This is a genomic window from Actinoplanes sp. NPDC023714 (assembly GCF_040639855.1).
Lineage (GTDB): Bacteria > Actinomycetota > Actinomycetes > Mycobacteriales > Micromonosporaceae > Actinoplanes.
In genome coordinates, this window is sequence record NZ_JBFAAR010000018.1 from 1 (window position 1) to 13,335 (window position 13,335).

Here is a 13,335-nt window from a genome sequence, read left to right on the forward strand (position 1 = left end):
CAGCCCTACCAGGAAGAAACCGCATTTGCCGCACCTCAGCCGCACCAAATGCCTACCGCAGCTTGACGCTAAAACGCGTGGGATGTCTTGTCGGCGATGTCGAGCAGCTCGTCGAGGACCTTGTGCGCGATCAGGTACTCCCCGAACGTGGCGTGCAGGAACTCGTACGAACGGCGTTCCCTGCGCCGGGCCGCGACGTCGCCCGCGCCCAGCATCGTCGCCTCGGCCGCGTGCACGAAGAAGAACTCCCCGAGGAGCCGCTGGCCCGGCTCGTCGCCCTCCAGCGCTCCCGGGCCGTAGAGCGCGACGAGGTCGGCGGTCAGCTCTCCCTCGGTGGTGCTCTGCCGGCCCCGGTTGAACATGGCGAAGGCGGCCACACAGAGCCGATCGAGCTTCTGCCGGATCGCCCGGTCGAGGGCCCGGTCGTCGAGCGGTCCGCCCTTGAGCGCCTCGCGGCGGATGAACGAGGTGAAAAGGTCCTGGTAGAGCGCGCTGGAGGAGTCCCTGGCGGTGAGGGTGACGGCCTCCGGGTCGGCGTAGTAGAGCGCGAGGATCAGCAGCAGCAACGGCTGCCTGGCCAGGTCGACGCTGTCCGGGAGCATCGTGCGGGACAAGCCCTGCACCTGCCCGGCCGCGATCGGGGTCGCGTTCGTGTCGTTCCACACCCGCACCCAGCGGTCGATCTGCGCGTCGTCGAAGTCGTCGAGTTTGAGCACGGCGGCACCGGGCGGCACGTCGACCCGGTCGGCCACCACCGTGCGGGAGGTGACGATGACGATGGCCGGGCGATCCTGCTCCGCTTCGACCCGCTGGAAGTCCGCCACCTCCTGCAGGAAGCCGCTGCGGTCGTGCTGGGAGGCCTGGAGCAGCTCGTCGAGGCCGTCGAGGATGACCACCCGGACGGTCTCCAGACTGCGATCGGCGAGGTCGGCCCAGGAGACGCGGTTGTTGGTGGCGTCGTCGAGGGACTGCTGGATCTGGTCGACGATCTTCGCGTTGGCGCCCACGGCGCGTAGCGGGACGAGGACGACCGTGTAGTCGGTCTCCGGCAGCCGGGCGGCGAGGACCCGCATCAGCATGGACTTGCCCGCGCCGGGGTGCCCGAGCAGGAGCAGCGGCAGACGCGTGGCCGGCGGGGACAGGGCGTACGCGGCCAGCCACACGTCCAGGTCGTCGTGGCGGGCCTGGTCCTGCCACCAGTCCTCGTCGGTGATCCCGGCTCGCGGGCCCATCGTGGTCACCCGGTAGGACGGCGCGATGAACGCGTCGCCCACCGTGGGGAGCAGGACCGGCCCCAGATGCCTCGCCTCCGCCGGTTTGATGATCAGCTGGTCGAGGCGGCCGCGGTTGGCGCGGGCGACCACGGTCTGCGGTTCGGTGGGCGGGACGGCCCGGCCGGCGACCTGGGAGAGCAACGCCGTGATGCGTGCCAGGTCGTCGCGCTGCGTGCCGAGGGCGTGCCGGGTGGCGGCGTGCTCGTCCAGCGACGCCCAGATCCAGAACTCCGGCACGGCGGCGGCCAGATCGGCGTACCGCTCCCGATATCTGTCCCTGGCGATCACCGCGATTCCCCGGTCGAGCGCTCCGGGAGGCCATGCGGACAGGCCCTCCAGGAACGCGTCGGCGCGCTCCGCCAGGGCGTGGTACCACCCGAAGATCTCCCGCTCGGTCTCGGCGAATCCGCGGCTCACATCGGGTGCTGGCACTTCGGACTCGTAGAGCGCGCGCAGCAGCCCGGTGTGCGGGCCGAGGGCGACGGTCGCCTGCTCACGGTGGGTGATCTCCAGCGCGTTGTAGACCTTGTCTCCGACGGTCTCGCGCAGCGCCTCGAAGAAGGAGGACACCACGATCGTGGTGTGTGCGGCCGCGACCATCTCGCGCCGCTTGCGGGTCGGGGCCTTGCCGAGGCCGGTCCGGAAGGCCTTGTGCAGGTCGCGGAGGAGGCCCATCGCCTCGTTCTTCTGGTCGACCCAGCCCCAGATCGGCGCGACGGCGGCCAGCGGTGCCGCCGCGGCGGGGCCGAGCGTCGCGATCGCCGTGGCCACTCCCGCGCCCAGGATGACGCCGCCGAGCACCTTGCTGAGCCGTTCGTATCTCGACGGGTCCTGCGCGCCGAGGATCTCGAGCGCACCGCTGAAGGTCAGGCTTGGTTCGCGTCGCACAGCCCGCGAGCCTATGCGGCCGGCGACGCGGGTGGACTGTCCGATTGCTGTCAGCGAGCGGCGAGCATCCGGTCGGAGGCGCTGACCGGGAACTGGATGGGGCCTCGGATCAGGGTGGCGTTGCGGCGGCGGATCGGGCCGGCTCGGCGGAGGTCGGGGGCTCGCTCGGCGAGACGCTGGATGGCGATGGCCGCTTCGAGGCGGGCCAGGGGTGCGCCCACGCAGTAGTGGATGCCGCTGGAGAAGGCCAGGTGGTCGGCCTCGGGGGAGCGGTGGATGTCGAAGACGCCGGCGCGGGAGAAGACGGACGGGTCGCGGTTGGCGGCGCCCAGCAGGGTGATGACGAACTGGCCGGGGCGTACGCGGCGGCCGCCCACCTCGATCTCCTCGAGGGCGCAGCGGGCGGTGCGCTGCACCGGCGGGTCCCAGCGCAGCGTCTCCTCGACGGCCTTCTCGGCCAGGCCGGCCGGGTCGGCGCACAGGTCGGCCCACTGGGCGGGGTGGTCGAGCAGGGCGTTCACGGTGTTGCCGATCAGGTTGACGGTCGTCTCGAAGCCGGCGACGAGGAGGAGGCGGACCATCGGCAGGATCTCCGACGACTGGATCTGATCGCCCTCGGCGGCCAGGATCCTGGAGACCGCGTCGTCGGCCGGCTCGCGGCGGCGCAGCCGCAACAGGTCGGTGAGCACCGCGTCGAGCGCGCCGCTCGCCTCCTTGAGCTGGGCGGCGTGCCGCAGGCCGCGGATGCCGTCGAGGGCGCCGCCGATGACCGCGCCGTGCGCGGCGAACCGGTCCGCGTCGGCGTCCGGCACCCCGAGCAGATCGGTGATGACGGCGATGGGCAGCGGAGCTGCGAACCCGGGGACCAGGTCGAACGTACCCTTGGCAAGGGCTTGATCCAATAGATCGTCGACGTTGCGCTCGATGAGCGGGCGATAGCCGGCGATCTGGCGGGGACTGAACGCCGGCTGGGCGACGCGGCGCAATCGGGTGTGCTCGGGCGGGTTGCGGTCGAGGAAGGACATGTCGATGGCGTCGCCGGGCGCGCCCGGACCGTTGATCTCGCTGGAGCGGACGCCGAAGCGCCGGTCCCGCAGCACCGACGAGACGACCTGATAGGACGCCGTGACGTAGTTGCCCAGGCGGGTGGTGACGAGGTCACCACCCGCCCGGACCCGGTCGTAGATCGCGTACGGGTCGTCGCGTCCCGGCTTCAGGTGCAGCCGGGACATCGGATCGTGCCGCACGTATCCGTGGTAGACGATGCCGAGACGTTGCCGGTACAGCGCCGCGGCGAATCGAAGAGCCCCCATATGGCCAGGGTAGGTGCCGTCAGCCCTCCTCGGCTACATAAGCGCTGATCCAGGCCAGCGCCGCGTTCCAGTTGATGGTGAGCTCGTTGGTGGCCCAGGAGCCGATGTCGTCGATGTAGCAGAACTGGCCGACACAGCCCGTGAGCTTGGCCTGCGCGACCGGGTCCTGGATCGACGAGTTGGGACCGCCGGCGAGGGTTCCGGCCGGCGGGTGCGGCAGCGACGGGTCGAGCTGCGCGGCGTACCAGCGGCTGTGCTGGTTCTGCGAGCTGACCTCGCCGTACCCGGTGACGTAGGAGATGTTCAGGGCGTTGCGGCCGAACAGGTAGTCGATGCCGGTGAGCACGCCGTCCCGGTAGCGGTCCCGGCCGGTGATCTTCTCGGCGGCCGCGACGACCACCAGGTTGTTGGCAATGACGCTGCTCGAACCCCAGTCCCAGACGTTGTTCGCCGGGGCGTAGGCGACCCCGTACCCGTGCTGCTTCTGGATGGCGAGGTACTTGTCGGCGCCCTTGGCGACGGACGCCTTCACGGCGCCGAGGCCGGGGAGCCGGTTCGGCACCAGGGCGAGGTCGATCCGGGCGGCCGCGGCGGTCGCGGCCCAGTCGAAGGCGACCGGCCCGAAGACGTCGGCGGTGTGCTCGGGCGAGGCCAGCACGTCGTCGGCGTACTTCCGCTCGCCGGTGGTGAGGAAGAGCTCGGCGGCCGCCCAGTAGAACTCGTCGGTGACCTTGGAGTCGTTGTACGCCCCGCCGCCCACGCCGTCACTCTCCGGTGCGTACAGGGCGGGGTTGGCCTTGGCCGCCTCATAGGCGGTCCGCGCGGCAGCCAGCGCACGCTTCGCGAAGGCCGCGTCGAACGGCTTGTAGAGACGCGCCGCCTGCGCCGCTGTCGCGGCGACGTTCAGCGTCGCGGCGGTGGAGACCGGGTGCAATTCCCGCGGCTGGGGATCCAGGTGGGGAAGCAGGGGAAGACCGGTCCAGGCAGCGTCGTGGATCTTGTGGTGGACCATGCCCGCGTACGGGTGACCGGCCGGTACCTGCATGTCGAGCAGGAACTCCAGCTCCCACCGCGCCTCGTCGAGGAGGTCCGGGGTCCGGTTCCCGCTCTCCGGGATGGTGAGGTTCACCTTGCGGGAGCCCCGCAGGTGCTCGTACTCGCTTAGCAGGCCCCACACCGAGATGCCGCCGTTCACGACGTACTTGCCGTGGTCGCCGGCGTCGTACCAGCCGCCGGTCACATCGAGCGTGTAGTCGCAGATGCCGGGCTGGCAGGGCACCGCGCCGTCACCCTGGTTGGGAGCGACGTCGACGTGGCCGGCCGGGCGGGCGTAGCCGGGGCGCAGGTCGTCGCGAATCTCGATGCCGCTGCGCTGGGTGTAGTAGAGCTTCAGGGCGTCGGTGCGCAGGGTCTCGTACGGCTTCGTGCTGATGTCGAACGGGCGGGAGGTCTCGCCGTCGGCGGTCAGGGTGAGGCCGGTCGCGTACTTGCGGTAGGCGCTGAAGTCGATGGTGTGGACGTTCTGGCCGGAGCTCTCGTCGACGCCGCGTGGGGTGGTGCGGCCTTTCTGGATTATCTTTCCGTTTCTGTCGTGCAGCTGCCAGGCGATCGGTGCGGTTTGTTCGGTTACGAGGGTGGCGCCCTTCGGGCCGTCCTTGATGTAGGCGACCTGGTTGACTCGAACCCTGGGGCCGGTGTCAGGCTCGTAGACCTCGGGCGGGACGCCGCCGACGAGGCTGACGTTGTCGACGCAGAAGCGCCACGGGTCCGGGCTGCCCCCGACCTGGAAGGCGACCTGCCCCTGCGCGGTGGAGGTGCTCGCGGTGAACGTGTATTCGTAGTGCGTCAGGTCGCTGCCCAGGATGGGCGACTGCTCGAAATAGGTGTCGTAGGGGTCGACGGCGAGACCGGTGATCGCGCGGGCGACGTGCCCGGCGGGGTCGCCGGAGGCGTCGAAGCTGAACCGGTAGTTCTCGCCGGCGACCAGGTCGATGTCGTTCTGGCCGATCCCGACGTCCCAGCGGTTGGTGGTGCCGCCGGGCACGTCGATGCAGGCCACGCCGTCGGTCAGGGTGATCGGTGAGCCGGCCGTCGACCAGAACGGGTCGGCGGTGCCGTCGAAGCCGCCGTTGACGACCTGTTCGACCTCGTCCGCCTGCGCTGGCGCGGCCCCTATGAAGGACAGCGGGCCGACCGTCAGTAATGCGGCCGTGAGGCCGATGATGCGGGAGCGCTCCCATCGAGACATGGACCTATGTTTATTACGGCGCTGTTACCCGCGTCAACGCTCCTGGTCGCGGATCCACGCGTCGATCAGGCCACCGAAGTGGGCGAGGAACTTCTCGTGCTCGTGCACGGGGTACATCGCCCGGACCGTCTCGCGCAGCAACGACCGGAACTCCTCGGAGGTGACCCAGTCATAGACGATCTCGTCGACGTTGGCCAGGTGCTTCGCGCAGAACTCCTGGTAGCGGTCCACCTCGAAGTACTCGTCGGCGAGCTTGCGATAGCCGGCCAGCTTCTCCGCGTAGGAGAGCGAGACGTCGTCGGCGATCGCGAAGTAGCGCGAGGTGTCGGTGTCCAGCCGCGGTTTGCGGCCGGTCACCACGCAATAGACGGTCCACTTCACCAGGGCGGACATCGCCCACGGGAAGTAGTAGTGGAGGGAGGTGAGGGCCACGTCCGGGCAGGCGTTCGCATAATCGATCGGGTGCACCTGGTCGCCGCGGACCAGCGACTCGCACGAGTTGAACTCCCAGCGGAAGAACGCGTTGACCAGCCGTGAGATCGTCACTACCTCGTCGCCGGCCGACGCCGACAGGAAGTTGTGGTCCACCTCGTACCGGGCGTGCATGGGCTGGTCCGGCCGGAACTTCATGACCATGGTCTCCGGGCCGATGCTCAGGCTGCGGGCGAAGACGTCGTAGTCCTCGATCGAGGCCTGCAGGTGCATGAGGCGCTCGCCGGAGGCGTCGTAGGAGGCGTGCAGCTCGGTCTCGTTGCGGATCTTCGAGACGCCGACCCAGGCGCCGCCGTCGTACGGCTTCATCCAGAGCGGGTAGCCGACCCCGGCGGCCGTCGCCTCCAGGTCGAACGGCCGGTTGTAGCGGGCCGCCGTGTAGGCCCAGCGCGAGTTCTCGAGGGGGTTCTTGAACGGCACGAGCACGGTCTCCGGGATCTTCAGCCCGAGCCGCATCATCGCGCAGTACGCCGCGTGCTTCTCCATCGACTGGAACGTGAAGGGGCTGTTCAGCAGGTAGACGTCGTCCATCAGGGCGATCTTCTTGAGCCACTCGCGGGGGTGGTAGTACCAGTACGCCAGCCGGTCGATCACCAGCTCGTGGCGGGGCTTGTCGCGCAGGTTGAACGGCTCGATCGTGACCCGGACCGCGCTGGCCCGGTGCGTCCGGCCGTCCGGCCCGTTGACCAGGCTGAGGCGGCGCAGCAGCGCTTCGTACGCGCGTGGCCAGTCGTCCTCGGTGCCCAGCAACATTCCGATGGTGTGCTCGACGTCGGCCACGGCCGCCTCCCTCAAATCGTCGTGGTGCTCGCCTCCGGCGTGGCTCTCAATCGGGCCATACCCGGCACAGCAGGGCGGTGAGATGCGGGTCCAGCGCGTCACGCCAGCCGGTCCAGGTGTGCGCGTCCGGGTTCTCGGTGAGGTCTGCGGAATACCCCTGATCGCGCAGCGCATCCGCCATGTCGCGGTTGTTCGCGAGGTTCTCCTCGGCAGCGCCGCAGGTGAGCGCGACCGGGACGGCCGGGCCGCGGCCGGCGCGCAGCACCTGGCCGGTGAACCGGACGATCCGCCCCCACCGCGGGAAAGCGGATTCCTGGATGTCGTGCCGGGGCTGGAAGTAGCTGCCGGACTGCAGGAAGAGGCCGGCGAACCCGGCCGGGTGCCGGCGCTGCGCGTGCAGCATGGCGAGCGCGCCGAGACTCGCCCCGGCGCCCACCACCGCGCCGCTGTGCAGTTCCGCCCGGATCCGCGGGATGATCTCGCCGGCCAGCGCGAGCGCGTATGCCGGGGAGGCCGAGTACCACTCGTCACGATCTTTCGAGGACAAGAGCACCAGATGGTACGCCGGGACGCGTCCCGCACGGATCATCGCTGCGGAGTACCGGGTCAGCCCGCCGAACCGTTCGTAGTCCGGCCCGTCGTGCGCGATCAGCACCCGGCCCTTCGGGGCGTCCGGGCCCTCCGGCGTCCAGATCCGCAGATCGATCGTGGTGTGCAGGCCGCGGACCGGCAGGTGGACGGTGTGCCAGTGGCCGGACGAGCCGGAGCGGTGCAGCCAGTCCGGTTCGGCGTAGTCCGGGCTGTGCACCACCGACGACTCGCCGAACCCGCCGGGCGCGTGCACGGCGTTGCCCGGGTCGTTGACGGTCACCCGGCTGCCGTCCGGGCGGGTCAGCTCGAAGCGGTACTCGATCCGCTTCACCGCCGGGGCGTCGATGCTCAGCTGCCAGGCGTCGCCGGCGAACTCCAGGTCGGCGTGCCGGATCGAGGAGAGCAGGCGGACGGCGGCGAGCTCCCGGCCGGCATCGGGATAGCGGAACCGCACCGTGGCACCGTTCCAAGCCTCCATGATTGGCACCCTACTGCCGCTCGCGGCGGCGCGCCCGGCGCCGGAAAATTGTCGGAGGGGCGGCCTAGGGTTGTCGGCGTGCGGATGCGGATCGAGGGATACGACCTCCCCGGCCGACCCGGCGCCCCCCAGGCGGAGGCGCTGCGGCTCGGCGGGGTGCAGGTCGGCATGCAGCGGAAAGCAGAGGTGGTGGGCCGGTTCCCGGTCCACGCCGAGAGCGCGGCGTGGGATCTCGAGGTCGGCGTCCGCCACGTCGGCGACCACCTCGACGTCGGCGGGCCGTGGGTGCACGGGCGCCCCGGTCAGCGGTTCCTCTATCTGAGCTGGGGCGCGGCCGACGGCGAGAGCTTCGCGATGTTCCGCCGGGCCAAGCTGCTCTTCGGCGACATCCCGGGCCCGCTCCTGCTCGCCGCCGCCGCGGGCGAGGGCGTCCTGGTGGGCCGCCTCGCCCTGACCGACGCTGAGGGTGGGCCCCGATGTGCGCGGGTCCGCCCGCCCGACGTGGTGTGGGAGCTGCGATGACGGCCACGTCCGACCTCGGCCCGGCTGCCGGGGGTGCGCATCCGGTGGTGGCGTCGGTGCGGGTGCTGCACGGGTTCGTCGGGCGGGACGGCGGGCTGAATCTCTGGGCGGAGGGCTCGGTGCCCGCTGCCGGCGGCAGGAAGGCGGAGGGCTCGGTGCCCGCCGCCGGCGGCAGGAAGGCGGGGGAGCGGGGCGCGGCGCCGTGGCACCCGTTCGCCGTGGAGGCGGGGGAGCTGCCGGCCGGGGATCGGCGAGCGGCGGCGAGTCTGGTGCTGCCGTCGACGTCGGCCGGGCCGCTGGCGTCGCCGCAGCTCGGGATGCCGGCCCGGCGGGGGACGCCCAAGGCACGGACCTGGCGGGTGCCGGCCGTGTCGGTGCCGTTCGCCGACCCCGATCTGGTGGCCGAGTTCGACGGGCGGGTGGCGCCGTCGGCGGCCTGGCTCGTCGAGCTGTGCGGGTTCGCCGCGAGCCTGGTGCGGCGCGGCCGGGTGCTGCCCGCCGTGCGGATCGAGGGCCCGCGGCCCTCGGCGATCTGGCGGCCCGTCACGATCGGGGCCGATGCGGTCCGGCGGGCGGCCCTCATCGAGACCATGCCGCCGGCCTGCCGTGCCGAGGTGGCCGGGGTCGCCTTCCCGGGCTCGGCCTCGTCGGGCGGCTCGGCGGACCGGGCGGCGCACTCCGGTGGCCTGCCCGCGGAGGAGGGGCTGGTGAGGGCTGCTCTGGACCGGCTTGTCGACGGGCTGGTCCGGACCCGGCTGGCCGAGGCCGGGGTGAGCCTCGCCGACTACGGGTGGCTGGCGGCGCTCGGCGGCGAGCCCGAGTTCGAGGCGGCGCCGGCCCTCGCCGACGAGCTGGCCGGGCGGCTCGACGGGTGGTTCGAGCAGGCGGCGCGCGGCGCCGAGGTGCGGGTCTGCTTCCGGCTCAGCGATCCCCGCGAGCACGAGCCGGTCATGCCCGACGACGTGCCGCTGCCACAGGACGCGTGGCGGCTCGAGTTCCTGCTGCAGGCCGCCGACGAGCCGAGTGTGCTGGTCACCGCGGCCGAGGTGTGGCGGGACACGTTCGCGCCGCTCAGCCGGTGGACCAGTCATCCGCAGGAGCGGCTGCTGGCCGGTCTCGGGCGGGCGGCCCGGCTCTACCCCGCCCTCGGCGAGGCGCTGCGCGGCGCCCGGCCGGCCGAGATGCTGCTCGACACCGAGGGCGCGCACGGGTTCCTCAGCCACGCGGCGCTGCTCGAGGAGGCGGGCTACGGCGTACTTCTCCCGGCCTGGTGGCAGCGGCGCCCGGGGCTCGGCCTGTCGCTGAACGTGCGCGGCCGCGATCCGGTCTCGACCGTGCTGCGCGACCGGGCCGTCGGCAAGAAGGAGCTGGTCGACTACCGGTGGAGCCTCGCGCTCGGCGGCCGCACGCTCACCGAGGACGAGCTCACCGACCTGGCCCGGGCCAAGGTGCCACTGGTGCGGCTGCGGGGCCGCTGGGTCCACCTCGATCCGCAGCGGCTCGCGGCCGGCCTCGCCTTCCTGAGCCGGGGCGGCGGCACCATGACGGCCGGTGACGCGCTCAAGACCATGCGTCTGCTGCCGCCCGAGGAGCTGCCGCTGCCGGTGACCGACGCGCGCGGCGAGGGCTGGCTCGCCGATCTGCTCACCGGGCGGCTCGAGGAACGCCTGGAAGTGCTGGATCCGCCCCGGGATCTGAACGGCGTGCTCCGCCCGTACCAGAGAAGGGGTTTCTCCTGGCTTGCCTTCCTTGATCGAATCGGGCTCGGCGCATGCCTCGCGGACGACATGGGGCTGGGGAAGACCGTGCAGCTCCTGGCGCTGCTGCTGCACCATCGGGCGGGGCCGGCGCTGCTGATCTGCCCGCTCTCGGTGCTCGGCAACTGGCAGCGGGAGGCCGAGAGGTTCGCGCCGTCGCTGAGGGTGCGCGTGCTGCACGGCGCCGACCGGGCCGATCCGGCGACCCTGGCCGACGGCGCCGATCTGGTGCTGACCACCTATCAGACGGCGGTGCGCGACACCGAGGCGCTCGCGGCGATCGCCTGGGACCGGGTGGTGCTCGACGAGGCGCAGCACATTAAGAACGCGGGCAGCGGCGCGGCGAAGGCGGTCCGGCGCTTCCCGGCGCGCAACCGGATCGCGCTGACCGGCACCCCGGTGGAGAACCGGCTCGCCGAGCTCTGGTCGATCCTCGACTTTCTGAATCCGGGGGTGCTCGCGTCGGCGCACACCTTCCGGGCCCGGTTCGCCGTGCCGATCGAGCGGTACGCCGACGAGGACACGGCGGCGCGGCTGCGGCAGGCGACCCGGCCGTTCCTGCTGCGGCGCACCAAGAGCGACCCGGCCATCGCCGCCGAACTGCCGGCGAAACGGCACGTGCGGCACCTGTGCGGGATGACGACCGAGCAGGTCAGCCTCTACCAGGCGGTCCTCGACGACCTGCTCGACCGGCTGGCCGAACCGGGCGACAAATGGCGCAAGGGCCTGGTCCTCGCCGCGATGACCAAGCTGAAACAGGTGTGCGTGCACCCGGCCCTCGCGCTCAAGGACAACTCGCCGCTGCCCGGCCGCTCCGGCAAGGTCGACCGGCTCGAGGAGATCGTCGACCGGGCGCTCGGGGCGGGCGAGAGCGTGCTGGTGTTCACCCAGTTCGCCCGGTTCGGCGGGATGCTCACGCCACACCTGGCCGCGCGGTTCGGCGCACCGGTGAAGTTCCTGCACGGCGGCACCCCGCGCGGCGCCCGGGACGCCATGGTCACCGAGTTCCAGCAGGCCGGCCGCCCGGGCGTCTTCGTGCTGTCGCTGAAAGCCGGCGGCACCGGCCTCAACCTGACCGCCGCGAACCACGTGATCCACGTCGACCGCTGGTGGAACCCGGCGACCGAGACGCAGGCGTCCGACCGCGCCTTCCGGATCGGCCAGCGCCGCGACGTGCACGTGCACAACCTGGTCTGCCTCGGCACCCTCGAGGAACGCATCGACCGCGTCATCGCCGACAAGGGCGTGCTCGCCGAACGCGTCGTCGGCACCGGCGAGGGCTGGCTGTCCGCGCTCTCCACCAGCGAACTGCGTGATCTGTTCGCCCTCGCCCCGGAGGCCATCGTTGACTGATCTTCCGCTGGCCTTCCTCGGGATGTTCGAATCGCTCCGGATGGGCCCGACCTTCTCCCGCGGCCGCCGCGACGAACGAGCAGGCCACGTACGCAGCCTGACCGTCTCCTCCAGCCTCGTCGTCGCGCTGGTCCGCGGCCCGGAAGACCCGGTCGCCTTCCGGGCCCGGATCGCGGTCCGCTCCTTCGGGGCGGCCGAATGGGGCCGCGTCGAGAAAGCCCTGGTCACCGAGGCCCGCTACGTCGCCTCCCTGCTCGACGGCCGGATGCCGGACGGCATCGAGGCGATCTTCGCGGAGGCCGGCCTCGGGCTGCTGCCGCTCTCCCTCGACGAGGTGGCCCTCGACTGCACGTGCGAAGGGTGGCCGATGCCGTGCGTGCACCTGGCGGCCACCTGTTATGCGCTGGCGAGGACGTTCGAGGCCGATCCTTTCGAGGTGTTCACGTGGCGGGGGCGCTCGCGCGACGAGCTGCTGATGCGCTTGCGGCGGTTGCGGGAGTCGGCGGCGGTCGCGGCGGTGATCGGTGAGGGCGGCTCGGCGGGCGGTGGCTCTGTGGGCGGTGGCTCTGTGGGCGGTGGCTCTGTGGGCGGTGGCTACGCGGGGTCAGCCGGGGCGGCGGGCGGCGGCTCGGCGGGATCGGCCGGAGCGGCGGGTGCGGGCGGGGGTCGCGCGGGTGGCTTCGAGGGCTCGGCCGGCGGTCACGGGGGCCGGGCGGACGGATATGCGGGCGGGGGATCTGCGGATGGCGCTGGGGGAACGGGCGGGCAGCGGCCTCTCGTGGACCCCGACGATCCGGGCGCTTTCTGGGGGATCGAGGCGACGGCCGCCGGGGACGGGGCACAGCCCGCGACGGGGCTTGCCGGGGAGCGGGCGGCGGGGCTTTCCGGCGTACGGCCGGACGCCCTCCTCGACCAGCTCGACGCCCCGCATCTGAGCCATCACGGGAAGCCGATCGTGGAGGTGTTGCGGCCGGCCTACGCGGCCCTCGCCGACGATTCCTGACGGCCGGGGGCAGCGGAGCTTGCGCGGAGGAGCTAGCGTTGACGGCGTGATGCTGTGGGAAGCCCTCTGGCGACTGGTCGGTCTGCTGACCGACGCCGGCCCCACCGCGATGATCGTCGGGGCGGCTTCGGTCGCCGGTGTGCTGCTGCTGACGGCGCTGACCGCCGGTGCGCTGCTCAACTTCCGCGCCGTGGCGAATCCGCTGGCCGGGCGTGCGGCCATGCGCGACCGAGCCCGGCGTACCGGTGTGCCCCGCCATCGTGATCCCGACGCGCCCGGACGCACCCGGCCCCGAGGTCCGACGCGGTCCCTCGTGGCCGTCTGAGCTTCCGCAGATTCGAGGGCGGGGAACCGCCCTGTCGACGCCATCAGCGCAAGCACGCAAATCGCCTCCGAGCGGCGCCGAGTGCGAGCCCGCATCCGGCCGGTCGAGCCGAGTGCAGGTCCAGCACCCGCACCGCGCAGGCCGGATGCGGATTTCAGCATCCGACCTCGCAGCCGAGTGCAGGCTTCAGCACCCGACTCCGGAGCCGAGTGCCGATTTCAGCACCCGACCATCGGAGCCGGGTGCGAGCCCGCACCCACCGCGTGATCCAGAGCTGACGGCACCGACGCGCTGACCCCGCGCTCGTCCCG

At 71.9% G+C, this 13,335-nt stretch carries 9 protein-coding genes; 4 read left to right on the forward strand and 5 right to left on the reverse strand.

Features of this window, described 5'->3' with window-relative positions:
* Nucleotides 1–68: 68 nt before the first annotated feature.
* The 5 genes from AB0G10_RS41910 to AB0G10_RS41930 are packed head-to-tail and all read right to left on the reverse strand — an operon-like array spanning nt 69 to nt 8,064.
* Nucleotides 69–2,162 (reverse strand): AAA family ATPase, encoded by a 2,094-nt coding sequence (locus tag AB0G10_RS41910; protein ID WP_360935741.1) that lies wholly within the window; start codon nt 2,160–2,162, stop codon nt 69–71.
* A gap of 50 nt (nt 2,163–2,212) precedes the next feature.
* A complete protein-coding gene (locus AB0G10_RS41915) occupies nt 2,213–3,475 on the reverse strand; it encodes a cytochrome P450 (protein WP_360935744.1) in 1,263 nt (420 codons plus the stop codon).
* A 19-nt stretch (nt 3,476–3,494) separates the two neighbouring features.
* A complete protein-coding gene (locus tag AB0G10_RS41920) occupies nt 3,495–5,723 on the reverse strand; it encodes a glycoside hydrolase family 9 protein (protein ID WP_360935747.1) in 2,229 nt (742 codons plus the stop codon).
* 33 nt (nt 5,724–5,756) lie between these two features.
* Nucleotides 5,757–6,995: a hypothetical protein gene (locus AB0G10_RS41925; protein WP_360935750.1), complete on the reverse strand. Its 1,239-nt coding sequence runs from the start codon at nt 6,993–6,995 to the stop codon at nt 5,757–5,759.
* Nucleotides 6,996–7,041: 46 nt separating this feature from the next.
* The gene (locus tag AB0G10_RS41930) at nt 7,042–8,064 is read right to left on the reverse strand and encodes an alpha/beta hydrolase-fold protein (protein ID WP_360935753.1); all 1,023 of its coding nucleotides are present in this window, start codon (nt 8,062–8,064) and stop codon (nt 7,042–7,044) included.
* A gap of 84 nt (nt 8,065–8,148) precedes the next feature.
* On the opposite strand from AB0G10_RS41930, the gene AB0G10_RS41935 reads away from it, so the two are divergent.
* The 4 genes from AB0G10_RS41935 to AB0G10_RS41950 are packed head-to-tail and all read left to right on the forward strand — an operon-like array spanning nt 8,149 to nt 13,024.
* Complete coding sequence (locus AB0G10_RS41935) at nt 8,149–8,586, forward strand: DUF5990 family protein (RefSeq protein WP_360935844.1); 438 nt, start codon at nt 8,149–8,151, stop codon at nt 8,584–8,586.
* On the forward strand, nt 8,583–11,696 hold the full coding sequence (locus tag AB0G10_RS41940) for an SNF2-related protein (RefSeq protein WP_360935756.1): 3,114 nt from the start codon (nt 8,583–8,585) through the stop codon (nt 11,694–11,696). Before AB0G10_RS41935 ends, AB0G10_RS41940 begins: the two co-directional genes overlap by 4 nt.
* Nucleotides 11,689–12,699 carry a hypothetical protein gene (locus AB0G10_RS41945; protein WP_360935759.1) on the forward strand — a complete coding sequence of 337 codons (1,011 nt, stop codon included), beginning with the start codon at nt 11,689–11,691 and terminating at the stop codon, nt 12,697–12,699. Before AB0G10_RS41940 ends, AB0G10_RS41945 begins: the two co-directional genes overlap by 8 nt.
* Nucleotides 12,700–12,748: 49 nt before the next feature.
* A complete protein-coding gene (locus AB0G10_RS41950) occupies nt 12,749–13,024 on the forward strand; it encodes a DUF6412 domain-containing protein (RefSeq protein WP_360935847.1) in 276 nt (91 codons plus the stop codon).
* The last annotated feature ends 311 nt before the right edge of the window (nt 13,025–13,335 follow it).

Excerpts from the sequence above, each read along its gene's own strand:
- AB0G10_RS41915 (WP_360935744.1), bottom strand. The coding sequence starts at position 3,475 with ATGGGGGCTCTTCGATTCGCCGCGGCGCTGTACCGGCAACGTCTCGGC.
- AB0G10_RS41920 (WP_360935747.1), bottom strand. The coding sequence starts at position 5,723 with ATGTCTCGATGGGAGCGCTCCCGCATCATCGGCCTCACGGCCGCATTA.
- AB0G10_RS41930 (WP_360935753.1), bottom strand. The coding sequence starts at position 8,064 with ATGGAGGCTTGGAACGGTGCCACGGTGCGGTTCCGCTATCCCGATGCC.
- AB0G10_RS41935 (WP_360935844.1), top strand. The coding sequence starts at position 8,149 with ATGCGGATCGAGGGATACGACCTCCCCGGCCGACCCGGCGCCCCCCAG.
- AB0G10_RS41940 (WP_360935756.1), top strand. The coding sequence starts at position 8,583 with ATGACGGCCACGTCCGACCTCGGCCCGGCTGCCGGGGGTGCGCATCCG.
- AB0G10_RS41950 (WP_360935847.1), top strand. The coding sequence starts at position 12,749 with ATGCTGTGGGAAGCCCTCTGGCGACTGGTCGGTCTGCTGACCGACGCC.